General features: G+C 37.1%; 25 protein-coding genes and 2 tRNA genes. 4 read left to right on the forward strand and 23 right to left on the reverse strand.

Features of this window, described 5'->3' with window-relative positions:
• Positions 1 to 157: 157 nt before the first annotated feature.
• Positions 158 to 1,504: an MATE family efflux transporter gene (locus ACTND6_RS07360; RefSeq protein WP_441023314.1), complete on the reverse strand. Its 1,347-nt coding sequence runs from the start codon at positions 1,502 to 1,504 to the stop codon at positions 158 to 160.
• A gap of 62 nt (positions 1,505 to 1,566) precedes the next feature.
• Positions 1,567 to 2,139, reverse strand: coding sequence for an HD domain-containing protein (locus ACTND6_RS07365; RefSeq protein WP_441023312.1), 573 nt, complete (start codon positions 2,137 to 2,139; stop codon positions 1,567 to 1,569).
• Between the two features lie 106 nt (positions 2,140 to 2,245).
• On the opposite strand from ACTND6_RS07365, the gene ACTND6_RS07370 reads away from it, so the two are divergent.
• A tRNA-Leu gene (locus tag ACTND6_RS07370) sits at positions 2,246 to 2,329 on the forward strand.
• A 132-nt stretch (positions 2,330 to 2,461) separates the two neighbouring features.
• On the opposite strand, the gene ACTND6_RS07375 is transcribed toward ACTND6_RS07370, so the two are convergent.
• From ACTND6_RS07375 to ACTND6_RS07395, 5 genes are all read right to left on the reverse strand, one after another.
• Positions 2,462 to 4,531 carry an elongation factor G gene (locus ACTND6_RS07375; protein WP_178177107.1) on the reverse strand — a complete coding sequence of 690 codons (2,070 nt, stop codon included), beginning with the start codon at positions 4,529 to 4,531 and terminating at the stop codon, positions 2,462 to 2,464.
• A 12-nt stretch (positions 4,532 to 4,543) separates the two neighbouring features.
• Positions 4,544 to 5,212: an ankyrin repeat domain-containing protein gene (locus ACTND6_RS07380; RefSeq protein WP_178177106.1), complete on the reverse strand. Its 669-nt coding sequence runs from the start codon at positions 5,210 to 5,212 to the stop codon at positions 4,544 to 4,546.
• A 308-nt stretch (positions 5,213 to 5,520) separates the two neighbouring features.
• Positions 5,521 to 6,381, reverse strand: coding sequence for a mechanosensitive ion channel family protein (locus ACTND6_RS07385; RefSeq protein WP_441023309.1), 861 nt, complete (start codon positions 6,379 to 6,381; stop codon positions 5,521 to 5,523).
• A gap of 11 nt (positions 6,382 to 6,392) precedes the next feature.
• Positions 6,393 to 7,079 carry a M48 family metallopeptidase gene (locus ACTND6_RS07390; protein WP_441023307.1) on the reverse strand — a complete coding sequence of 229 codons (687 nt, stop codon included), beginning with the start codon at positions 7,077 to 7,079 and terminating at the stop codon, positions 6,393 to 6,395.
• A 12-nt stretch (positions 7,080 to 7,091) separates the two neighbouring features.
• Positions 7,092 to 7,556, reverse strand: coding sequence for a YbaK/EbsC family protein (locus ACTND6_RS07395; RefSeq protein WP_441023305.1), 465 nt, complete (start codon positions 7,554 to 7,556; stop codon positions 7,092 to 7,094).
• Positions 7,557 to 7,659: 103 nt separating this feature from the next.
• Here ACTND6_RS07395 and ACTND6_RS07400 point away from each other — a divergent pair.
• Positions 7,660 to 7,733: transfer RNA gene (locus ACTND6_RS07400), tRNA-His, on the forward strand.
• 37 nt (positions 7,734 to 7,770) lie between these two features.
• Here the strand turns inward: ACTND6_RS07400 and ACTND6_RS07405 are convergent.
• From ACTND6_RS07405 to ACTND6_RS07440, 8 genes are all read right to left on the reverse strand, one after another.
• Positions 7,771 to 8,364 carry a hypothetical protein gene (locus ACTND6_RS07405; RefSeq protein ID WP_441023303.1) on the reverse strand — a complete coding sequence of 198 codons (594 nt, stop codon included), beginning with the start codon at positions 8,362 to 8,364 and terminating at the stop codon, positions 7,771 to 7,773.
• Between the two features lie 140 nt (positions 8,365 to 8,504).
• The gene (locus ACTND6_RS07410; RefSeq protein WP_441023300.1) at positions 8,505 to 8,792 is read right to left on the reverse strand and encodes a (Fe-S)-binding protein; all 288 of its coding nucleotides are present in this window, start codon (positions 8,790 to 8,792) and stop codon (positions 8,505 to 8,507) included.
• Positions 8,779 to 8,979, reverse strand: coding sequence for a hypothetical protein (locus tag ACTND6_RS07415; RefSeq protein ID WP_441023298.1), 201 nt, complete (start codon positions 8,977 to 8,979; stop codon positions 8,779 to 8,781). Before ACTND6_RS07415 ends, ACTND6_RS07410 begins: the two co-directional genes overlap by 14 nt.
• A 1-nt stretch (position 8,980) precedes the next feature.
• Entirely contained in the window at positions 8,981 to 9,553 is a 573-nt protein-coding gene (locus ACTND6_RS07420; RefSeq protein ID WP_178177100.1) for an RnfABCDGE type electron transport complex subunit A, read from the reverse strand.
• 2 nt (positions 9,554 to 9,555) lie between these two features.
• Positions 9,556 to 10,290 carry an electron transport complex subunit RsxE gene (gene rsxE / locus ACTND6_RS07425; RefSeq protein WP_178177099.1) on the reverse strand — a complete coding sequence of 245 codons (735 nt, stop codon included), beginning with the start codon at positions 10,288 to 10,290 and terminating at the stop codon, positions 9,556 to 9,558.
• A 13-nt stretch (positions 10,291 to 10,303) separates the two neighbouring features.
• Positions 10,304 to 11,452 carry an FMN-binding protein gene (locus tag ACTND6_RS07430; protein ID WP_441023294.1) on the reverse strand — a complete coding sequence of 383 codons (1,149 nt, stop codon included), beginning with the start codon at positions 11,450 to 11,452 and terminating at the stop codon, positions 10,304 to 10,306.
• 13 nt (positions 11,453 to 11,465) lie between these two features.
• A complete protein-coding gene (locus ACTND6_RS07435) occupies positions 11,466 to 12,608 on the reverse strand; it encodes an RnfABCDGE type electron transport complex subunit D (protein ID WP_441023292.1) in 1,143 nt (380 codons plus the stop codon).
• 2 nt (positions 12,609 to 12,610) lie between these two features.
• A complete protein-coding gene (locus tag ACTND6_RS07440) occupies positions 12,611 to 13,909 on the reverse strand; it encodes an RnfABCDGE type electron transport complex subunit C (RefSeq protein WP_441023290.1) in 1,299 nt (432 codons plus the stop codon).
• A 178-nt stretch (positions 13,910 to 14,087) separates the two neighbouring features.
• Between ACTND6_RS07440 and ACTND6_RS07445 the strand changes: the two genes are divergently transcribed.
• The gene (locus ACTND6_RS07445; RefSeq protein WP_441023288.1) at positions 14,088 to 15,224 is read left to right on the forward strand and encodes an FAD:protein FMN transferase; all 1,137 of its coding nucleotides are present in this window, start codon (positions 14,088 to 14,090) and stop codon (positions 15,222 to 15,224) included.
• Positions 15,215 to 16,063, forward strand: coding sequence for a putative manganese transporter (locus ACTND6_RS07450; RefSeq protein WP_178177094.1), 849 nt, complete (start codon positions 15,215 to 15,217; stop codon positions 16,061 to 16,063). Before ACTND6_RS07445 ends, ACTND6_RS07450 begins: the two co-directional genes overlap by 10 nt.
• Positions 16,064 to 16,129: 66 nt before the next feature.
• Here the strand turns inward: ACTND6_RS07450 and ACTND6_RS07455 are convergent, their stop codons facing one another.
• From ACTND6_RS07455 to ACTND6_RS07490, 8 genes are all read right to left on the reverse strand, one after another.
• A complete protein-coding gene (locus ACTND6_RS07455) occupies positions 16,130 to 17,470 on the reverse strand; it encodes an MATE family efflux transporter (protein ID WP_178177093.1) in 1,341 nt (446 codons plus the stop codon).
• 217 nt (positions 17,471 to 17,687) lie between these two features.
• The gene (locus ACTND6_RS07460) at positions 17,688 to 17,909 is read right to left on the reverse strand and encodes a phage holin (RefSeq protein WP_441045082.1); all 222 of its coding nucleotides are present in this window, start codon (positions 17,907 to 17,909) and stop codon (positions 17,688 to 17,690) included.
• A 41-nt stretch (positions 17,910 to 17,950) separates the two neighbouring features.
• Positions 17,951 to 18,274 (reverse strand): hypothetical protein, encoded by a 324-nt coding sequence (locus ACTND6_RS07465; protein ID WP_441023286.1) that lies wholly within the window; start codon positions 18,272 to 18,274, stop codon positions 17,951 to 17,953.
• Positions 18,274 to 19,227, reverse strand: a complete 954-nt coding sequence (locus ACTND6_RS07470; RefSeq protein ID WP_441023284.1) for a GH25 family lysozyme — start codon at positions 19,225 to 19,227, stop codon at positions 18,274 to 18,276. Before ACTND6_RS07470 ends, ACTND6_RS07465 begins: the two co-directional genes overlap by 1 nt.
• Before the next feature lie 39 nt (positions 19,228 to 19,266).
• Positions 19,267 to 19,395 carry a hypothetical protein gene (locus ACTND6_RS07475; RefSeq protein WP_441023282.1) on the reverse strand — a complete coding sequence of 43 codons (129 nt, stop codon included), beginning with the start codon at positions 19,393 to 19,395 and terminating at the stop codon, positions 19,267 to 19,269.
• Positions 19,379 to 19,825 (reverse strand): hypothetical protein, encoded by a 447-nt coding sequence (locus ACTND6_RS07480; RefSeq protein WP_441023281.1) that lies wholly within the window; start codon positions 19,823 to 19,825, stop codon positions 19,379 to 19,381. Before ACTND6_RS07480 ends, ACTND6_RS07475 begins: the two co-directional genes overlap by 17 nt.
• 9 nt (positions 19,826 to 19,834) lie before the next feature.
• Positions 19,835 to 21,550, reverse strand: coding sequence for a DUF859 family phage minor structural protein (locus ACTND6_RS07485; protein WP_441023279.1), 1,716 nt, complete (start codon positions 21,548 to 21,550; stop codon positions 19,835 to 19,837).
• On the reverse strand, positions 21,550 to 22,491 hold the full coding sequence (locus ACTND6_RS07490) for an alanine-zipper protein (RefSeq protein WP_441023277.1): 942 nt from the start codon (positions 22,489 to 22,491) through the stop codon (positions 21,550 to 21,552). The genes ACTND6_RS07485 and ACTND6_RS07490 overlap by 1 nt, the downstream gene beginning before the upstream one ends.
• Between the last annotated feature and the right edge of the window lie 129 nt (positions 22,492 to 22,620).

Here is a 22,620-nt window from a genome sequence, read left to right on the forward strand (position 1 = left end):
ACTTTTACCTCGCAGTTAAAGTGTATATCCAGCAATATGATTTTATTGTACTAAAAAGCGGACACTAAAGAGATTTCTGAACTTTTTTGAATCAGGTGGTCAGTTATGTAAAAAAACATCTAAATCACCTTAAACAGTAACTTTGATGTTCATTTTTCTATTCATGCATTGATTTCTGCAGCCAGTTCGATGTGAAATAGTAAATTCCCGTCATAAGAGCTGCCATTGCCCACGTAAAGCTATAGCCGATACCAATAATAGAAATATGATGATATAAAGGAATTGCAACTGCCAGAAAGATTTGTCTCATCAATACAAATGCGATGATGGAAGTAATCATAGGAACAGAACTTCTTCCAGAAGCTCTCAGCGCTCCTGAATACACCTGGTGAAAACATAAGAAGATATAACAAGGACACATGATTCTTAAAATGATTGTTCCATCTTCAATAACATCCATATCACTTGTAAAAATACGCATCAGAGAATCAGAGAACAAGAATGCAAAGATGCCCAGTGTTACGACAATACTGATAGACATAACAAGTGCTGCTCTAACACCTTGCTTTACACGTTCATATTGTCTAGCGCCTAAGTTTTGTCCAACGAAAGTTGTAATCGCAAGCATCAAACTATTGACTGGCAATCCCATAAAGTTATCAATTTTATTTGAACAGGAGAATCCAGCGACACCACTTGCTCCAAATTGATTGATATATGCCATAACAATGACATTGGATACAGATACAATCATGCCCTGTAATCCTGCAGGTACACCTATTACAACGATTTGCTTCAAGACAGAAAAATCAATCTTTAGATTTTTCAATGTAACTTTGTATTCATTCTTCGTATGCATCAATAAATTGATGACTAATAACATAGAGATACATTCACTGATGATCGTTGCCCACGCAGCACCATCAACACCCATACCAAATCCTTTTACAAATAACAGATCTAAAAAGATATTCAAAATAGACGTCGCAATCAAGAAATATAAAGGGTTTTTAGAATCACCAACTGCCTGTAAAATACCAGTTCCTGCATTATAGACAATTAAAAACGTTGCGCCTAAGAAATAAATTGCAAGATATCCATCCGCATCATTGTAATAATCCGATGGTGTATTCATCATTCTTAGAATGATTGGAGAAACAAAATATCCAACGATACTTAAAGTAACGCCAAACAAAATGGAAAACAAAAGAAAAGAGTGAATTGCTTTCGATTCATCCTCCTGTTTTCTAGCACCATAATACCTAGATACAACAACACCAGCACCCGTTGCAAGACCTTGGAAAAAAGCAATCAGAAGGTTAATAATTGGTGTACTTGCACCAACTGCAGCCAAAGCTTCCTTTCCAACATAGTTGCCGACAACAATAGAATCGATTGTGTTATACATCAGCTGAAAGAAATTACCTAACAATAATGGAATCGCAAACAAAGCTATCTTTTTATAGATATTTCCTGATGTCATTAATCCTTTACTCTCACGCATATATTTCCCCTTCTTTTAACAAATATTTTACATCTAAATACAAATACATATAAAAAAGATGCTCACTTTTCAGCATCTTTGATTTTGTTTTTTGTATCTTCATCGATTCTTTGTTTTAATACAGATAAGTATGGAGAAAATACAACATTTTCTTTCCCATATGTTAACTGCAGATCATATTCTACAGGAAGCCATGTAGAAATATCAGCTTCATCATGTGCAATCAAAGCTTCCAGCTTATCTAAAGCTTTGTATGTTTTTGCTTCCAGTGTTTCTAAAGCATTCATTTCTTTTAACAACGCATTCCATTCTTCTTTTTGTGCTGCAGGAAAGGAATTCACCCAGGATAAGAAGATTTCATCTTCCTTATTTTCATCTTCTTTGTTTTTATCAAATACAGGAATATCACCTGTAAACGCTTCTCCTAAATCATGAATCAGACACATGCGAATCACTTTATTCATATCCACATTTTTAAATTCATCTTCTTTTGAAATTAACATTGCCATTAAAGCAATTCTCCAGGAATGATCCGCAACAGATTCTTTTCTTTCACCAATTGTCCAGTTATGACGTGTATTGATTTTCAAAATATTTGCGCGATGTAGTATTTCTAATAGTTCTTCTGGTGTCATATTTTTCTCCATTTTCTTAAATATTTTAGAGAAAACATAAAATGAATGCAATGTTTCAATTGCATTTTGAATCAGATTCATGTATTATAAATAAGCAGTTTCAAATGCCCGAGTGATGGAATTGGTAGACGTAGGGGACTCAAAATCCCCCGGTGGCGACACCGTGCCGGTTCGAGTCCGGCCTCGGGCACTTTTTTTATTTAATTTTTTTGGCATAAATAAGCTATTTTAGAAAAAATTGGGAACAAATTTGGGAACAATTTCTCCAAAAAAACAGATCGATGATTGCCTTCACCGATCTATTTTTATTTATTTTTGCTGGTTATTTATTTTTTGATTTTTCAATTACCTTATCAGCAACTTCCTTTGGAGCTGGCTGATAACGATCGAACTTAGAAACGTAACTGCCACGTCCCTGTGTCATTGCACGTAGTTCTGTAGCGTATGTCAACATTTCAGCTAATGGAACTTCTGCCTGAATTACCTGATCACCATGATCATTTGTTGTCATATCAATAATGATTCCACGACGCTTTGTAATATCTCCCATCAAAGTACCTGTGTAATCTTCTGGTGCAACAATTGTAACTTTACCAATTGGTTCCAATAATGTTGGTTTCGCATTTGGCATAGCAGCATTATATGCAAGTCTAGCAGCTTCCTTGAATGCATTTTCCTTAGAATCAACTGGATGATAAGAACCATCATACAATGTAGCCTTGACACCAACTACCTTGTATCCTGCTAATACACCATGATTCATGCAGTCACGAAGTCCTGCTTCTGTTGGAGGGAAGAACTGTTTAGGAACAGCGCCACCAAATACTTCTTCCGCAAATACCATTTCTCCATCAGGATCATCGCTTGGTTCAAATCTTACCCAGACATCACCATACTGACCTGCACCACCATTCTGTTTCTTATATTTTCCTTGTGCTTCTGCTTTGCCACGGATTGTTTCACGATATTGAACAGTAGGTTCTGCAGTAGTAACTTCAACCTTGTATTTAGACTTTAATTTAGAAAGAATCAAATCAATATGCTGTTCACCAATACCATAAAGAACCTGTTCATGTGTTTCTTCGTTATTGACAAAGCGAAGTGTCTTGTCTTCCTGCATCATATTCTTGATTGCTGCTGACATCTTATCTTCATCTGCCTTTGTCTTTGGCTTGATTGCATATCCTAACATTGGAACAGGATATTCCATATCTGGATAATGAACAACTCTGCTTCTTGTGCAAAGCGTATCGTTTGTTTCAGTTACAGATAACTTGACAACTGCCCCAATATCTCCAGTAAACAGCTTACCAACACCAATCTGGTATTTGCCATTGATAACATAGATCTGGTTAATCTTTTCAAGTGTATCTTTCTTTGAGTTAAATACTTGTGAATCACTGTTCAATACACCAGACATTACTTTCAAGTAGGAAATCTTTCCTACGAATGGGTCAACGATTGTCTTGAATACAAATGCAGATAATGCTTCATCTTCATTTGTTTCCATATCAATTGTCTGATCTTTATCATTCAATGCCTGAACACGTCCCTTTTCAGCATAGGAAGGCATAAATTCAGTAATCAGATCCATCAATCTTTCAATACCAGTCAGATTCAATGCAGATCCACAATATACTGGATGAATATCACCAGAACGAACACCAATTCTTAATCCCTTGGCAATTTCATGTTCATCAAATTCTTCACCAGAGAAGAATTTATCCATCAATTCATCATCACTCATTGCGATTGCTTCTGCAATTTCATCATAGTATTCTTTTACCTTAGGCTGAATTTCAGCTGGTACTTCTTTTGCTTCTGCAGGATCATCATAGTACCAGGCCTTATTTCTCAGGATATTTACAGAACCAATAACTTTTCTATCTTTGATAATTGGAAGTTCAAACAAGAATACAGATTTACCAAACTTTTCTCTTAGATCTTCAATGACTTTAGAGAAGTCTGCATTTTCATCATCTAATTTATTTACAAATAAGATTGTAGGAAGTTTTCTTTGCACAACAGCTTTCTTCCATGCACGTTCTGTTCCAGACTGTAAGCTATCCTTTGCACTGACAACGATCAATGCATTATCACCCATTGTTAAACCCGTATCTTCTTCACCTTCATAGTCAAGATAGCCAGGTGTATCAATGAAGTTGATCTTTTTATTTTTCCATTCAACAGGTGCTAGATGTGCATAGACAGAAACACCTCTTTTACCTTCTTCAGCATCAAAGTTCAAAGCAGTTGTACCATCATTATTTTTTCCAATTTTCTCAATTGCTTTTGTCTTAAAAAGACAAGCTTCAATCAATGAACTCTTACCTGCACCAGAATGTCCTAAAACAGTAACATTTCTTACTTCATTCGCTAAATAGTCTTTCATGATCATGCCCTCTTACTTTAACAGATCCTTCAGATCATCTAGACATTCTTTACGAACATAATGAATTGCTAAATTACCTTCGTAATCTTTCTTGTCTTTATCTGCACCACGATCAAGTAGTAAATGAACGAGCATTGGAATACCAATGTATGCAGCTCTCATTAATGCTGTACAACCCTTATTATCCGCAGCATTCACATCTGCCCCATTCTTCAATAATACTTCGATCACGTCATCTTTATACGCATTTACAGCTTCCATTAATGCTGTACGACCCTGTTCATCTGTAGCGTTGACATCTGCTCCCTTAGAAATCAAATATTCAACTGTTTCTGTTTCACCTAGAAGCGCAGCTCTCATCAATGCTGTACGTCCTTTATTATCATGTGAGTTGACGTCTCCACCAGCATGAACGATCATTCTACAAATTTCTGTGTGACCTTTTTTTGCAGCACCCATTAGAGCAGTCTTATTATTTTTGTCACGTGCTCTTGTATCAGCGCCATTGTCTAATAAGAAACGAACGATATCTTCATATCCTCTTTTTGCACTTCTCATTAACGCAGTACGTCCGTCACCATTTCTAACGTTGACATCTGCTCCCTTAGATACTTGCGCGCAGACCTTGCCGAAGTCACCAGCGGCAGCTGCGTCAAAAAATTCCTGATTTACCTGATCCATAATGATTTCCTCCTGTTAGATAATTCATTCAATTTTTTAAATAAAAAGATGGACACATGAAAGCTCCATCTTAAAACCAATATTCGTGATGATTGAATTCCCCGCCGAAAACAACCCTTTCTGTGTTTCTATTTTGTACAATGAAAACAACTTTTACGTTCTTCATGATAAATACTCCAATCTAGAAATTCAAAATCATCTGCTAATTACATTTTACAAAAACTACAAAATACTTCAAGTGTAAGCGTTTACTTTTTCAACTATTTTTATGAATTTATGAAAAAAGAAACAGATTCATTTTCAATCCTCTATTTCTTTTCGATAATTTCAATTTTCTGGTATGGAATTTCAATATGATTTTCGTTAAATGACTTTAACAGTTTTTTTCTTACATCACTTGCTGCCTGAAACGAGGAAGAAAAATCTTTTGTATACAGTGGGAATAATAACCGAATGCCACTATCATCAAATGCCTCTAATCGAATCGCAAATGGAAGTACACCATGCTTCTTTTCTTCTTCACTTCGAATATCAATGACATTCTCTGTATGTAATACTGCTTCATAAATCAATTGTTCTGCTCGATCAATATCACTGTCATAACCAATGTCAAAACTGATGATCTTCTTATATCCCTTTTCATCACTGATACGGTTTTCAACGATTGCACTGTTCATAATACTGTTAGGAACAATGACTCTTGTATTTTCCACTGTATTGATCACTGTATGACGAAATGTAATTCCAATCACACTTCCAGAAATATCTTTATCCTTTAGATAAATGACATCACCGACATTAAACGGATGATACATCGCAAGAAAGAAACCAGCAATAAAATTTCCAAACGACTCCTGTGCAGCTAAACCTACAACAACAGACATCACTGATGTTGCCCCTAAAACTGCACTCGAAAGTCCAGATAATGGTTTAATACCACCTAAAACAGAAAAGACAGCGATACTGTAAATAATTGCACGCACAATTCTTCCTGTAAATCGTAATGTCATTTCTTTCTGATCATCTTTTTTTGCCGCATTCGCAAATAATTTCCATAAAACTTTTGCGATGCTGAATGCAATCAGTAGAATCAATATACTACGAATGATAAAGTAGAGAAGACCTCCATCAAAAAAGTTTTTTCCAATATTCCAAATTGTTTTATCCATGTTTCTTTCTCCTAATGATTTAAGTAGTCACTGTATTTCTTATAGTCTGGCATATATGTTTTTACAACTGCATAGAAATCTTTTGAATGATTTGCCACAAGGATATGTGCATACTCATGTAACAGCACATATGAGAAGCACTCATGTGGGAAATGAATCAATCTTGAAGAAATTGAAATATTTGATTTTGCAGGTGTACAGGATCCCCATCTGCTTGTCATATATTTAATGCGAATTCGAGGCAGTGGCTTTTGATTCATCTTGCAGATATGTTCATCTAGAAACTCTCTTTCCTGCTGAATCAGATACAACAGATATTTATTTGCTTCATGATAAAACGTCTTTTCAATTGTTTCTGCACTTCTATCTTTGACATGAAATACAATCACACTATCCTCAAAAGACATTGCATTCCTTTTTGCTTCGACAAACTTCACTGGATATTCTTTTCCAATCCACGTCGCAGAAATACCATCAACACCTGTTTTTACTTTCTCTTGTTTTTGCATTTGACGATTTCTCGCCTGAATGATCCATGTTTCTTTTTCTTTCAAAAAGGCATAGATTCTCTCTTCACTGACATGTGGAGGACAGCTGATCATTACATTTCCATCATTATCCAGACGCAATACGATATTCTTCATGCGTTTTCTTTTGACTGTAACTGTCAATTCTTTTCCCTGTATCGTTATAAGCATGTAGAAATTATATCATTCTTTACAAACATCGATCCAGGATACGTAATTCGATGCATCTTCTAATTCTTCTAATGACATCTTTACTGCACTTTGACTGTTTCCACAAGCTGGATACACTGTCTTGAATTTCTTTAAGCTTTCATCTAAATACACTTCAATCCCTTCATTGATTCCAAATGGACATACACCACCAGGTGCGTGACCAACAAGTGCTTCTACTTCATCAAATGGAATCATTTTTGCTTTGCTATGAAATGTCTGCTTATATTTATGATTGTCGATTTTTGCATTGCCTTCACATACAATCAATATTACTTTTTCGTGGACAAGCAAAGAAATCGTTTTTGCAATTTCACACGGCTGCACACCTAGAGCATTTGCTGCTTCTTCTACAGTTCTACTGCATTGATCTGGAATCATAATATGAGACGCATATCCTTTTGCTTCTAAATATGCTTTTGCTTTTTCAAATGACATATAAAACCTCCACGAAAATAATAGTTATAGTATAGAACAAAAAAATTTTAAAAAAACTATTGCATTTTTTATTGCACATATGGCATAATAGTTAAGCACTGTGGCGGCTATGGTGAAGTTGGTTAACACACTGGATTGTGGCTCCAGCACTCGTGGGTTCGAGTCCCACTAGTCGCCCTGAGATAAAAAGAAGCTTGTTAAAAGGCTTCTTTTTTTATTTTTTCACAATTGCTTCTAAATCTGTATCATATGCATCAGAAGTCATCACAATCTCAAACACCCCATCTTTCAAAGAATTCAAATACAATACATCATCCTGATCCACAGCCAATACAACTGTATGTGGTATACCAGTACTATCTTCACTAGAGATATCTTTTCCAGCAATATCTTCAATTGCCAGTATACGCGCATGTTCTATCAAAAGCTTCGTTTCTCCCTCTTTTGTATACAGTACATTCACTCTCATATTCCTGACGCATTTCATTAACATCGCTGCATCTACTTCACATTGAAAAATTGCCTGATGCTCTTTTAACAAGCTAGATGCAATATCTGGAATGTCTTCAGCATCTATCAGCATAGATCGATAGAACAAAGAGCCTGCAGGAATCTTTCCTTGAATATCTGTATATTTTCCAATGATATCTTTCTTTTTTATAACAACATTGTGATCAATAAATGCCTGTGGATAACGCACGTACAACAAATCCTTTTCTTCAATACAGCTTCTAGGCAAAATATCATTTTTCGCAATATATACTTCCTGTAACGATAAAGAAGTATTGATTTTTGAATGTATCATCATAAAAATAATCCCACCAATCATACAGATGCAGATGATACACAATATACATTTCAAAATAATTTTTCTCTTCATATAATACATATTCACAAAATTTCATAACATTCCAAAAAAAAGAGGGAAATTTTCCCTCTTTTGAATGCTTACGCATTTTGAACATGTTCAGCAAGATACTTTTTGATCTGTTCACGTGCTTCTGGTTTACATGGTTTACAGCCTTCTGGTGTAGCTTCGCCATTGACAAGTTTGTCAGCCATAGCTGCACATCCAGGGTTTCCACAACCACCACAGTTATATCCAGGAAGCATTGCCAATACATCATCTACTCTAGTATCTGGTTCAACATAGAACTTCTTTGATGCAAAGCCTAATACTGCACCAAGTACAGCACCAAGTACAAGCATCAATACGAATGCTTTAACAATTGCCATTTTCTGCCTCTTTCTTCTTTTCATATGTTCCACGCATTGCACAGTCTTTCATTCCACATGCACTGCAGTCCGGCGTGAGATTTTCACAACCTTCTGGAACAGGAGTTTTTTTATTCAATCTAAGCAAAACAACATTCAACAGGAATAGTCCAGCAGCCAATACAACTGCGACTATAATTCTTACCATCTTATACGAGACCTGCAAGAGCTGAGAAAGCGATTGCCATGATACCAGCTACTACGAAAGCAATTGGATTACCCTGGAATGACTTTGGAACATTGTTTTGATTTAATCTTTCTCTGATTGTTGCGAAGATGACAAGCATTAACATGAAACCTGCTGGAGTAGCAATGGAGTTAACCATTGTTTCAACAAGTGTGTATCCCTTTGTAATGTTATCCTGAGCAACATAGAGAACTGTACAGTTTGTTGTGATTAATGGTAAATAGATACCTAACTGCTTATAAAGAGCAGGTGAGAATTTCTTTACGAATAATTCTACGAACTGTACGAAAGCTGCAATCAATAGAATGAATGTAATTAACTGCATATATTCCAGATTTAATGGAACTAATACGAAGTAATACAAGAAGTAAGACAATACAGATGCACCAAAGATAACGAAGATAACAGCTGCGCCCATACCAATTGCAGAATCAAGATGTGTAGATACACCCATGAATGGGCACATACCTAAGAACTTAGTTAATACAATGTTGTTGATCAACATTGCGGAAATAAATAACGCTAGAATGTTCATACTTAAGCTGCCTCCTTAGCTGCCTTTTCTTTAGCAAGCTGTGCTGCTTTTGCCTTTGCTGCGGCAACTTTTGCTGCCTTTTCAGCTGCTGCTTCAGCTTCAGCAAGTTTGTTCTTGTATAAAGCAATTAATGCAGCTAATACCGCAAATGTGAAGAATGCGCCTGTTTCACCAGTAAACATTGGAATAATGAACTGTTCAGGAATCAATCTGATTGAGAAAATAACTGCACTTCCAGCAAATGGGTTTGTTAACTCAAGAACACCTGTACCAAGAACCTGTCTGATCAATGACATTACAAGTAATGATAATGTGTAAGACAAGCCCATCATCAATCCATCCTTAGCAGAATCCTTGACGTTATGGTTACATGCATATGCTTCAGCACGACCAAGAATAATACAGTTAACAACAATCAATGACAAGAATGCACCTAATGCTGTATACAGATCTACTGCATATGCATTCAAGAACATCTGTAAGATTGTTACTAATGTCGCAATAACTACAATGTATACAGGAATATGGATATCATCTGGAGTAATTGGAGCGATTAAGCTGACTACAACGTTACTTAATACCAATACGAAGATAACACCAGCACCCATACCAAGTGCGTTATTAATAGAAGTTGAAATAGCTAATGTTGAACAGATACCAAGGTATAAACCAAATACTGGGTTATCTGTTAGCATCTTAGAGAAGAAGCCTTGCTTTTTTGTTTTCTTTTCACTCATGTTTCTCTCCTCCTTACTTGCTAGATGCTAAAGCAGCATTGATCATTGTCTTAACTGCTTCACTTGTAAATGTAGCGCCACTGAGATCATCGACTTCATCAGCACTAGATACACCTTCTAAGCTAGATGCATCTTCAAACCAGTCGTCACCAACGCCATCACCATTATCATCACCCTTGAGGTCTTTAACGGATGCAACCTTGCCATCCTTGACTTCAATTGTTGCTGTTAATTCACCAGCGAATCCTTCTGCCTTGCAGGCAAAAGTTCCATCGCCATTATCGCTACATGCATTAGCAGTAGCATTTACAGAATCTAATGCAGCCTGAATCATGCTCTTAACTGCGTTAGATGTAACTGTAGCACCTGTCATAGCGTCGATTTCATCAGCACTGGATACACCTTCTAAGCTAGAAGTATCTGTGAACCAGTCATCACCAACACCATCACCATCATCATCGCCCTTAAGATCCTTAACACTGACAACCTTGCCATCCTTAATTTCGATTGTTGCTGTTAATTCACCTGAGAATCCAGTTACCTTGCATCCATATGTACCATCACCATTGTCTGTACATGATGCATCAGACTTCGCACTTGCATTTTCAGCAGCACTTGCAGCTGCATCTGCATCAAAATCGATACCCTGGATTTCGTTATAAACACTTTCAGCTTCTGTAACTGCTGCGCTGACAGCCTTAGAAGTTACAGTTGCACCAGAAATAATAGGAACAGCATCTGTTGAAGTTAAACCAATGACCTGATTTGCATAGTCATCTTTGAATAACTTGTCACCCTTACCAGCAGTTTCAGAGTTTGATAAGCCTTCGTAGCCAACAATGTTTCCATCGTTGTCGAATGCAATCGCAAACTTGAATCCATCTGAAGAGTATCCAGTGTTATGAAGTGTGAAGACATATCCTTCATCCTTTGCTTCATAAACACCATCGATGAGTTCTGTTTCATCTGTTTTATACTTGTCTGTTACGTCAGTAAATTCACCATTTGGGAAGAAGTTTTCAAGAGTTGATTGTACTTGTTTTAATGCGTTATCAGCAATGACTGGAGCTGTAACGGCATTGACTGCAGATAACAGTAAACCTGCACAAGCACTGACAACACCTAGAAGAACTGTTTTATACATACTTGAATTCTTATCCATGTTGTCTATCTCCTTACTCTACATTTACAGTTTCAACGACTGCTGTTTCTTGATTTGCAACGCTAGCACTTTCTGCTTCAGGATTCTTTAAGAAACCACCAACAAGAAGTGTGATAACTAATACAACTGCAGAAACAATACAAACTTTACGCTGAATTGTTTTTGCATCCTTGATCTGAGAACCATCACATAGCTTATCAATTGCTGGAGTAAGCATGTTCATTAACAAGATAGAGAATAAAGCTCCATCTGGTAAAGATGCTTTCCATCTAATCAATAATGTTAAGCAAGCTGCACAAATCGCAAATAAAATCTTGCCAGGAATAGATACTGGTGTTGTCACTGGATCAGTAATCATAAATACGCCACAGAACAATACACCACCAACTAATAAGTTGAAGATTGCAAATTCAACACCTGCACCATGGATCAAACCTGTAATCAAAGATACAACGAATACAGTTACAAAATATGTAACAGACAATCTTGGATCAATGACTTTCATATAAATGAGCCAAGCACATAAGATAATCAATAGCAATGCACAGCTGCCACCGATAACAGTTGCATAGTTACCAAGGATCATAGAGCCAAATCCGCCTAGATCACTGACAACACCAGAAACAACAGTCTGATTGGAAGCCCATCCCTGTGCTGACATTGATGTTAATGGAGTAGCACCGGATAATACTTCACTTGTAACCTTAGCATCAGCATTTGCACCAAAGCTGTTCATAATCAATGCTTCACCAAATGCTGCAGGGTTAAAGATATTCTGACCAAATCCACCAAATACAAGCTTTCCGAATACAACCGCAATCACAGTTGAAACGAAAATTGCATAGTAGCTGACATCAATCTTTGTAATTAATACAATGATCATGCCTGTAACCCAGCCATAAGATCTAGAAACATCCTTCATGATATTCTTAGATCCCATAATCTTAAAATAAATAGCTTCTGTTAGTACTGCAGCTACAACTGCACATACACCCATCAAAATCACTCTTAAACCATATGCAAATGAGAATCTCATTCCATACCATGCTGCTGAGAATACAAATACACAAAGAAGTGCAATTGTAAGAACATGCATAATATGTGTTGTAGATTGTTCATTACGATAGTTTGGAGAAGGTTTAAATGTAAACTTCATACTTATTTCTTACCTCCCTGTAATCGAATGAAATTCTTTGCACGTCTGACATTTTCAGTAACCGCAATCTTAGATGGACAAATATATGTACATAGACCACATTCAATACAATCCATAACATGTAATTTATTCAATGTAGCTTCATCTTTGCTCTTACCAGCAGCCGCAATACGAACTGGCTGTAATCCAGATGGACATGTTGTTGTACATCTGCCGCAGCGTAAGCAAGCAACTTCATCCTCTTCCTTATTGATTAATACTGTTAAACCATTATTCTGTGGTGCAATTACAAATGCATCATTTGGAATTGTTCTACCCATCATTGGTCCACCAGCAATCAATAATACGTTATCAACACCTTCCTTATATCCACCAACAGCTTCAATAATTTCGTGTGCCTTTGTACCTACTGGAACATATACGTTCTTTGGATCCTTTAAAGCATCTCCACTAACAGTTACATACTTATGTGTAATAGGCATGCCATTGTCAATTGCATTACCCAATGCAATTGCTGTAGAAGCATTGTTGAGAATCATACCAGCTTCAATAGGAAGCATGTTATATCTCTTACCTGTTAGTTCATATACAAGTGTACGTTCCCAGCCCATTGGGTAAATATTTGGAACTGTACGAATTTCAATTGGAGTTCCTTCGAATGTCTTCTTAAGATCTTCAATCTGCTTCTTCTTGTCTTCCTTGATTGCAATGCAACCCTTCTTAGCCTTAGAAAGCTTAAATAAAGCCAATGTACCTGTCTTTAGAAGACTTAGGTTTTCTTCAATGTTCTTGTAGTCAGCTGTTAAGTATGGTTCACATTCAACAGCGTTTACCGCAAATAAATCAACATTTTCAGGCTTTAAATATTTCACGTACGTAGGGAAGCCTGCGCCGCCTAAACCGAGCATACCTGCATTCTTAACGAACTCAAGTAGTTCTTCCCAAGTAGCTTTTTCATAATCGAAAGCTGCAAAAGCTCTAACAGCAGTGTGCTTGTGATCGTTTTGAATCTTCAAATGGTCTGCTTGAGTCATTGAAGATGTCATGAATTTTTCTACTGCAGTAACAGTACCTGATACTGGAGAGAAAATTGGCAGAAAGAATCGATCGTTTCTTTCAGCTATTTTTGTGCCGACTTTAACTTCATCACCAACTTGTACACATGGAGTGCATGGCGCATTACCATTTACAAGTGGAATATAGACATAATCAGGATCAATGGACTTTAATACTTCTTTATCCATTGTCAGATCTTTATGTCCATTTAGGTGATAATGCATCGGACCTGTAAATAATGACATAGTTGTCGTCTCCTCCTAACAAATCCCTAATATTCTAGCATCATTTGCAAACGTTTTCTCGCTTTTTCGCAAAAGTTTGTGAAATTTTAGTAATTTTCAACTTGTGAATGTTTGAACAATTGAATGGAGATTGAACTGTTAGCGTTTCAGGCATAATCGTGCTAGAATAGCGGCTGTTATGAAAAGAAAAATATTAGCGAAAATAGGATTAGCACTCACACTTTGTGCTGGATGTGCTACAAAACCGGAATCTTCTAAGAAAGTATCAGATTCCTATGCAAACACTTCTCTAACAGAAGTATTTGACACAATGTATTCATTCAAAGAATACTCTGCAGATCACGACTTATGTGTATCTCATTTCAAAACAAGTGAGAAACTATTACAGAACTATACACAGCTGTTTGATATCTACAACAATTATGATGGCATCAACAATCTAAAAACAATCAATGACAACGCTGGAAAACAGCCAGTTGAAGTTGATCAGGTCATCATTGATATGTTAAAGATGGCAAAACAGTTCTATGACTACAGTGATGGAGAATTTGACATCACAATTGGTTCCTTATTAAAAGTATGGCACAACTATCGAGAAGAAGGCATCAAGCTCAATGAAGAAGGAAAACTTGGAAAACTCCCAGGCAAAGAAGAACTTGAAGAAGCAAGCAAACATAAAGGATGGGATAAAGTACAGATTGATGAAGAAAACAAAACTGTATTTATTACAGATCCAGATGTTTCTTTAGATGTTGGCGGTATCGCAAAAGGATATGGTGCAGAACTTGCTGCACAGACGATGATGGATAATGGTATGGAATGCGGCATATTAAATGTCGGAAGAAACATTCGACTCATCGGCAAGAAGGAAAATGAAAACTGGACAGTTGGCATTGCAGATCCAGATGGAGATCCTGAAGGAAAATTTCCAAATGGTCTTGTTGTACTTTCCTTAAAGGAAGCAAATAGTATTGTTACAAGTGGTGACTATGAACGTTACTACAAGGCAGAAGACGGAAATATATATCCACATATCGTAGATCCTTCTACAATGTACCCTGCTCGTCTATATCGTTCTGTCACAATTATTACAGAGGATTCTGCCGCAGCAGACTGTCTATCTACAGCGTTATTTACTTTAGATATTGATGAAGGAAAGAAACTTCTCGAAACTTACAGTAAAGCATCCGGTAAAAAATGTAATGCAATTTGGATTACAGAAGATGAAAAGACACAAGGACACAAAGGAAAAAAAGTTGGAAATTATACTGTTATCTATACAGATGGTATTGAGGAGGACATCCTTTGGAATTAATTTTAGATATTTTATTAGATACATTTGAAGACGTTTTAAAAATTATTCCTTTCTTATTTATTATCTATCTGATTCTTGAATGGATGGAACAAGAAGCTGGGCATAAAATGGAGCGCTTCTTAGAGAAGCATCGTAGATTAAACCCACTTGCAGGTACAATCTTTGGATTGTTGCCTTCTTGTGGATTTGCTGGAGCAGCTTCTTCCTTATATGCAACAGGTGTGATCTCTGCAGGTACACTTGTCGCTGTCTACTTAAGCAGTTCTGATGAAATGCTATCCATTATGTTATCAAAGCAGACACCATTTCATGTCATTGCACCAATCCTAGGCGTAAAACTCATTGTTGGCCTAGCCGCTGGCTATCTATTAGATCTCTTCAGCAGACACAACATGATTCATGTCAATGAATTCTGTGAAGCAGAACATGACGATCATTCTCATGGCATTCTTTACAGCAGTGTCATGCATACGATTCAGGTGACAATCTGGTTATTTGTGATTACATTTATCTTCAATGGTATCGTTTCACTCATTGGCGAAGAAACGTTATATAACTTTATTATTTCTCATCCAAATAAATCAGTTCTTGTTTCTTCCCTTGTAGGAATGATTCCAAGCTGTGCGTCTTCAATATTATTAACAACGATGTATCTTGAAGGTGTGATTACATTCCCTGCTGTTTGTGCTGGATTATTAGTCAATGCCGGCAGTGGCATGTTGATTCTCTTCCGCGTCAATCGCAACATGAAAGATAACATGATGATCTTATTTGTTACATGGATATGTGGTTTAGCTGCAGGATTTATACTAGAAATCATCTCAATGTTAATGCTTTAAAGAGTCTACAGACTCTTTTTTTGATGACAAAAACCAGATATGAACAACATACCTGGTTTTCAGTTTCTATAATTTATATTCTTTTGCTTTTTTCACACGGTAATAGAATGCTGGAATCAATACAGTACACGCAGCACACCACGCAGATACTTCAGAAAAGGCAATCCCGTCAAATCCAATGAGTCCTGGAAGTGTCATTGTAAAAATGATTCTGGAAAAGAATTCCATGATACCAGATACCATTGGAAGCACTGTATCTCCCATTGCCTGCAAAGAACAGCGATATACCCATAAAAGTGCAAGAACAAACAGGAAAATATACATAATTCTCATGTATTGTACGCCAAGTTCAATCACTTCCACTTCACTGCTTCCAATCATCCATCCAAGGAATGTTCTCGTACAGAAGTAAAGTACAATACCAAATACGATATGAAATACCCCCATCACAAATGCTATTTCATTTACACCTTTTAAGATACGTTCCGTTTTACCAGCACCAAGATTCTGACCAACAAACGTAGCACATGCATACCCAAATGTACTGCCAACCGTTTCTAGAAGAACCATGATCTTGCTTCCAGCAGAATATGCAGCAATATGCTGGGTTCCAAAGCTGTTAACACCAGCCTGTAATACCATAACACCAACAGCAGTAATAGAATTCATGATTGCAACAGGGACAGAAAGAAAAAAGGATTTCTTTAATAACGGAAGATCTAATTCCCAGTCTTCTTTTTCAATACGCAATTCTTTGATTTTCAGATAACTCCATAAACAATACAATGCAGAAAATGCCTGTGCAATCACTGTTGCATATGCAGCTCCAGCAACACCCATATGAACATACATGACAAGAACAACATCTAATACGACATTGATAATGCATGCAATCACCATCGCAATGACTGGATTTTTAGAATCTCCTACTGCACGCAAAATACCAGACAAGAAGTTATATGCATAGGAAACACTCATAAACAAGAAAATGATTTGAATATAGCTCACCGCATCATTCATAATTGTTTCTGGCGTTCCCATCAATAAAAGTACATCTTTTGTAAACAATAAGGATAGTACTGTCATCAATCCACATACAACAATGGATATATAGATATTCATTGTAATGGATTTCCGTAATCTTTGATAATCTTTAGAACCAAAGAATTGTGCAGCTAATATGGAAACACCTTGCGCCATACCCATAATAAAGCCAAGCACAAGAAAGTTAATCGACCCCGTAGCTCCAACAGCAGCTAAAGCATCCACACCAACGCCTCTACCAACAACGATCGTATCGACCATGTTATAGAGCTGTTGCAATAAGTTTCCCGCAAGTAATGGCATTCCAAAAGCAAGAATCAGCTTAGAAGGATTGCCAATTGTCATATCCTTTGTTTGTGACATACATATTCCCCCTCATCATAAAAAGCGAGCGACGGGAATTGATTAATAGGGTTTTACGCATCCTATAAACCTCATTTTTTCGCATAAATATGCGATTTCACTCTTTTGATTTTTTGAGGTTTTTGAAAATTTCGTTCCAAAATCATTCCACGCTTTTCGCACAAAATTCTATCATAAATTCCAAAAAAAGAAGCCAGGTATTGCACCTGGCTTTACTCTATTCTTTAGGTTTTGTATATGTAAGTGCTTGCTCGCTATCCTTTACTCCGCTTGTTGTTGGATCAGTCACTGCATTGAATACACTAACAACTACTAATCCGAGTACATAAGGATTACTCAATGCACCCATTAGCAGATCACCAAGTGCCTGCCATGTTGTCAAATCCTTAACGGTCAAACCAGCATAAGCAAGGATTGGTGTCAGTACTGCAAGGATCATTTGAGCAATAAATAGTGGATTTTTAAATCTTACTTTCCAGTTCATACTATTTTTCCTTTCAATTCATCAATTTTTTCAAAAGCAGTCTTTAGATCACGCTCAACAACTGTCACTCTTTCGCCTAGAGAGTTTAAATCTTTATTTAAACTCTTGATATCTGTTCTTGTTTCGGAAGTAGTTGCACATAGCTGATCCAATTTTAGATTTGCTTTTAAAAGACTTTTTTCAATATCCGTAAACTTTGTATCTTCCTGCTTGATATCTTCTTTTTGATCTTTTCTTCCGTTTCTGAAGAATGTAATAATCAGAATAATCAACGATATTAGACTAATAGACCAAGGAATGATTTTTTCTAATACTTCCATTACTTCACCATGATCTTCTGCCCTACATAGATTCTGTTAGGATTTGCAATTCCGTTGATCTGTGCAAGTCTTTGATATGTTGTCCCATATTTGGAAGCAATACCAGATAGTGTATCTCCACGCTTTACGACATAGTAAACGTGTGCGGTTTGTTTTTTAGCAGCCATTTTCTGATTAACTATTTTTTGGACTGCATCATAGTTATATCCTGCATCAGTTAAGCGTTTCTTTCTATCCGTTCCATTGCCCCACTGTCCTGCAATGACTTCTTCAGCGAGCTGAGCAGTTGTCTTAGAAGCAGGCTTTGGCTGAGGCTTTGTCACACTTGTTGACTTGCCGACATACGCATCCCATGTTGACTGGTCTCCATAGAACACATTGCAATCCAGGTTATGGCCATATCCATCTAATCTACCTGTGCTAGTCCATTGCCACATGCAGTAAAACTTCCACCACTTTACTTTCGGACGTGATCCAGCATTTGCCATATTGTAGTTATAGTCAGGATTGTTGTCTCTGTACTTGGCAACCCATAGACCATAGTCTGCATTTGCTACAGAACTCCAGTCGTATGAATTGACTACAGATTCGGACATGTAGATCACAGGCTTTACTCCTGAAAGCTGATATACTCTGTCAAGCCATCTCTTTGCCCACATGACGTTGCTTGTGTTCCCTGACTCCCAGTCGAGGATAGGGATACCTTTTCCAAAGTAGCCACGGCAGTTGTTGTAGAAAAAATCTGCTTCTCTAACTGGATCGTTGGTTGGCCTTGCAAAGTGGTAGAAACCAAGTTTCTTTCCTAAGCTTAATGCCTTCTGAAAAAAGCCATCACATGATTTATCCACATAGCCAATGCCTTCGGTTTCCTTTACAATTACAAAGTCAGCATTCACTGCTGAAAGATCAATGCCACTCTGCCATTTACTGATGTCAATTCCTCTCATTACCATATGTTTTTCCTTCACTAAAAAAGATGCATGCTGCATCTACTATTTGTCCTTTGTCAGCTCGTCGTATTCTTTCTGCGTGAGCTTCTTTTTTGCCAGCAGAACATCCAAACGCTCCTTGCTCCAGTACTGTGGATAGTATTTCTTAGCGAGATCAAATACTGCTTTCATTTGACGTTTCCTCCTCAGTAGTTGTATCAATATCGGACAGAACACTGATATACGCAATGTCTGCCTGTGCCTGTGTGAGTTGGTCTGACAGTTCGCTAACCTTGTCTGCCAGAGTACGCTCAACCAAATGAATTGTAATCTGATTCACTTCCGTATTTAGAGTAATTTCTTTACCAAGCACACGGTCGTAGAATTCAGCGATAATCTGTTCACTAGATTCAATAGAAGTCTCTCTAGAGCCATCAATGTTGAACTCTCCGTAAACCATGTGATTTACCGTATCTACTAACTGAACCGTTGCTAAATTTTCTGTAGTACATATCTTCTTCAAATCTTCGATTGTCGTATCACTAAGTACAAATTTCAAATCTGAATCTGTACTGTATTCAACTACTTCTAACTCTGTTTTATCTTTTAATCTTACTTTCATAAATCTCCTTTAAGCTGTTCTTTCCCAAATGTATACTGCTAAGTATGGTTGCATGTTGTTGTGTGCTTTTGAATTACCTGCGTAGTCTGTATAATTATATGGTCCATCAACTTTTAGATTTGATTTCGCAGCAATATTGACAGATATTCCATTCGTTTGTAAATCATTGTACCAATTTACTCTACTACTATAATGTCTATGAGTAGGCATTTCATTAACAGTCAAGGTATGTTCTGCTTCTCCACCTGTTGACCTAAGTGGATATTTATCACTTGCACCAATCAAGCATCTGCCATCAGCAGTCTTTTTCCATGTCCCACCCCATGCAGTCTGAGGATTGAAAGTAGAACTTGTACTGATGTAAATAGAGCCGACTGGGTAGAAGAAATCTAATACAGACCTAATTGCATTCTGTTTGTCAAAAAGATAGCTATCTGGTCCGAGAACAACTCCCTGCTTAATCATTGCGAATGCGTACTGCCCGACACCTAAATAAGCAGTAGCTGACATACTTTCACCAAAGCTGTCTGTAACTGTTACTGCAATTGAGAATGACAGTGTGTAATACAAGTCAGTATATGCTTTTCTGAAACTTATATTTCCGTTGCTTAGCGTTGGTGTTACAGATGTTGCACTGCTTTCATCATTACGTTTGATGCTCATGCTTACAGTGTTGCTTAGAATCGTAGAGTATGTGCCACTAGCACTTAATGTACCATTCTGCGATGTTTCGCTTTCACGCTTCAGCGAAGCAGTAACATATGGCTTTGAGTAAGCATAATACGTCTGCTTTACAGTATCTGTTGACTTCAGACCTCGATTGTCTGTAGCTGTTACGGTATATGTTCCATTAGATTTGTTGCTTACATAGCCTGTATAGGTTCCATTAGTGTTAGTTAATGTAACACCATCACACACTACTGATTTGATGCTCGTTGAATACTTTGCAGTAACAGGAACAGATACAAGTTTTTTAGAAATCTGCTGAACTGTAACATTACCATTTTTAGCTTTCACTCCTTCATGCTGTTCTGTTAAAGTAATTGTTCCAACTGTTGGATTTGCATCACTTGGAACATGCAGATTGAAATTACATGTTTTTGTATCTCCAATTTTTGTAGAGCCACTATATGTTTCGACAGATATTCCACCATAGCCAACTGTAGCTGTGCTAATTTGGTCTAGTAGAGATGTTGGTGGAGTCCATGAACAGTTGTCTACAACTCCTGTAGCAATTACACCACTCTTTTTTCCAAATGAGTATGATACTTTATGCGTAAAGTTAGCATGCTTATTCATATGAATAGTGCAAGCTAATCCAGCAGTAATATCAGGTGAGTTATTTGGCCATGTGTTAATAGAAGGTTGTGATGCTCTTGGGATATTACTGAGAGTTAAAGTAAACTCTCCATAAGGCATATTCCCATATCCAGATGAATAATATGACCCGACTGTAGCTGAACCTGTTCCATCGGCATTGTGAGGAGCCCAGAAGCCACCACTGACCAGCTTAACCCAATCATTAGCTGTCAAATGCGAATTTGTATATCCACCACCACCTGTGACGTTGCAATCAACGTTGTATGCAGAATAGCTACTTCCTTTAATCCATAATTCTGTACTTACATATGAACGGTTGTTTGCGACATCAACCTGTGTTTCATCAGCATATACATGAATAGATGAATAGGCAGATAATGCATGTGAACGTCTTTCTGTTGCCATTACACAATATCTCCTATCCAATAACAAACTGTTGCTTGCTGACCTAATACAATTGCAAGTTCTTCTCTATGTGCTCCTCTCATAAAGAAATCTTTGACTGCTAAATTGTTTATTTTACTGTCTGGCCCAATCAATCCATCTTCTGTGCCATTTGTATAGAAATGCGACCCATCGCTTCTATGATGTACATAATTATTTGAATTTGCTGATTCCAGAATTCTTACACCTTGTGAATCAATTTTCACGATTTGAGAAATATTGTTCACATCATTCAAAGCATTAGTAGCTAGGTCACTTGCACTGTTTGCCTTGTCCTGTGCTTCTTTCGCTTTCTGCGTTGCCTGTTGAGATACATTCACTGCATTGTCTGCACTTGATTGAGCTTTATCTGCCTTACTGCTTGCATTTGATGCTGTTTGTTGTGCATTATTCGCACTAATTTGTGCATCATTTGCACTTGTATTTGCCTTATCAGCACTTGATTGAGCACTGTCTATCTTGTTGGTCACTTCTTCATCTAAAGCACCAATGACTACCGAATTTGCTTTGATTAGATTGCCATTCATCTCACCGAAGGTGACCATACTGGCATTTACGTGACCATCTGTAGTGATAGCTACATTATAGTTACCGTTAATACCATTGTCTGTTCCAGCAATTCCTTCGTAATTCAATCTGAGAACCTTGACTGCTGTTTCTAAAGAATTGCCGTCATATGCATACATCTCATTGGTTTCACCATTTGCATTTGTGGACAGAATGACATGGCCGTCAGTCCCGCCACGGATCTTATCTACTGCCTTGTCAATGGATCCTTGGACTGCTGAGATTGTATCTTTCTTTACGGATTCTGCCTGATTATGAACTTCCTGTTTGATAATCTCTCCAAGTTTACTCTTGGCAGATCCGATAGATATCGATTCATATTTTTCTGATAGCACGTCATAGACTGTCTTGTTTGTAGAACGTCACATTAAATACACTAAGAAAATCAAATTAAATGCCAGAAGACATAACGTGAAATTCCGAAGTATTCAAATTATTTGATGCTGGTATTCAAATTGTTTACA

The organism is Bulleidia sp. HCP3S3_C9 (assembly GCF_052064035.1).
In the GTDB taxonomy this organism is placed as follows: Bacteria; Bacillota_I; Bacilli_A; order Erysipelotrichales; family Erysipelotrichaceae; genus Bulleidia.

Bases quoted from the DNA above. Each gene is read 5' to 3' on its own strand.
- ACTND6_RS07445 (WP_441023288.1), top strand. From the start codon at position 14,088: ATGAAAAGAAAAATATTAGCGAAAATAGGATTAGCACTCACACTTTGT.
- ACTND6_RS07375 (WP_178177107.1), bottom strand. From the start codon at position 4,531: ATGAAAGACTATTTAGCGAATGAAGTAAGAAATGTTACTGTTTTAGGA.
- ACTND6_RS07440 (WP_441023290.1), bottom strand. From the start codon at position 13,909: ATGTCATTATTTACAGGTCCGATGCATTATCACCTAAATGGACATAAA.
- ACTND6_RS07430 (WP_441023294.1), bottom strand. From the start codon at position 11,452: ATGGATAAGAATTCAAGTATGTATAAAACAGTTCTTCTAGGTGTTGTC.
- ACTND6_RS07465 (WP_441023286.1), bottom strand. From the start codon at position 18,274: ATGGAAGTATTAGAAAAAATCATTCCTTGGTCTATTAGTCTAATATCG.
- ACTND6_RS07460 (WP_441045082.1), bottom strand. From the start codon at position 17,909: ATGATCCTTGCAGTACTGACACCAATCCTTGCTTATGCTGGTTTGACC.
- ACTND6_RS07390 (WP_441023307.1), bottom strand. From the start codon at position 7,079: ATGCTTATAACGATACAGGGAAAAGAATTGACAGTTACAGTCAAAAGA.
- ACTND6_RS07410 (WP_441023300.1), bottom strand. From the start codon at position 8,792: ATGGCAATTGTTAAAGCATTCGTATTGATGCTTGTACTTGGTGCTGTA.
- ACTND6_RS07365 (WP_441023312.1), bottom strand. From the start codon at position 2,139: ATGACACCAGAAGAACTATTAGAAATACTACATCGCGCAAATATTTTG.
- ACTND6_RS07415 (WP_441023298.1), bottom strand. From the start codon at position 8,979: ATGGTAAGAATTATAGTCGCAGTTGTATTGGCTGCTGGACTATTCCTG.
- ACTND6_RS07475 (WP_441023282.1), bottom strand. From the start codon at position 19,395: ATGAAAGCAGTATTTGATCTCGCTAAGAAATACTATCCACAGTACTGG.
- ACTND6_RS07435 (WP_441023292.1), bottom strand. From the start codon at position 12,608: ATGAAGTTTACATTTAAACCTTCTCCAAACTATCGTAATGAACAATCT.
- ACTND6_RS07455 (WP_178177093.1), bottom strand. From the start codon at position 17,470: ATGTCACAAACAAAGGATATGACAATTGGCAATCCTTCTAAGCTGATT.
- ACTND6_RS07380 (WP_178177106.1), bottom strand. From the start codon at position 5,212: ATGGATCAGGTAAATCAGGAATTTTTTGACGCAGCTGCCGCTGGTGAC.
- ACTND6_RS07395 (WP_441023305.1), bottom strand. From the start codon at position 7,556: ATGTCATTTGAAAAAGCAAAAGCATATTTAGAAGCAAAAGGATATGCG.
- ACTND6_RS07385 (WP_441023309.1), bottom strand. From the start codon at position 6,381: ATGGATAAAACAATTTGGAATATTGGAAAAAACTTTTTTGATGGAGGT.
- ACTND6_RS07420 (WP_178177100.1), bottom strand. From the start codon at position 9,553: ATGAACATTCTAGCGTTATTTATTTCCGCAATGTTGATCAACAACATT.
- ACTND6_RS07480 (WP_441023281.1), bottom strand. From the start codon at position 19,825: ATGAAAGTAAGATTAAAAGATAAAACAGAGTTAGAAGTAGTTGAATAC.
- ACTND6_RS07470 (WP_441023284.1), bottom strand. From the start codon at position 19,227: ATGGTAATGAGAGGAATTGACATCAGTAAATGGCAGAGTGGCATTGAT.
- ACTND6_RS07360 (WP_441023314.1), bottom strand. From the start codon at position 1,504: ATGCGTGAGAGTAAAGGATTAATGACATCAGGAAATATCTATAAAAAG.
- rsxE (WP_178177099.1), bottom strand. From the start codon at position 10,290: ATGAGTGAAAAGAAAACAAAAAAGCAAGGCTTCTTCTCTAAGATGCTA.
- ACTND6_RS07405 (WP_441023303.1), bottom strand. From the start codon at position 8,364: ATGATGATACATTCAAAAATCAATACTTCTTTATCGTTACAGGAAGTA.
- ACTND6_RS07485 (WP_441023279.1), bottom strand. From the start codon at position 21,550: ATGGCAACAGAAAGACGTTCACATGCATTATCTGCCTATTCATCTATT.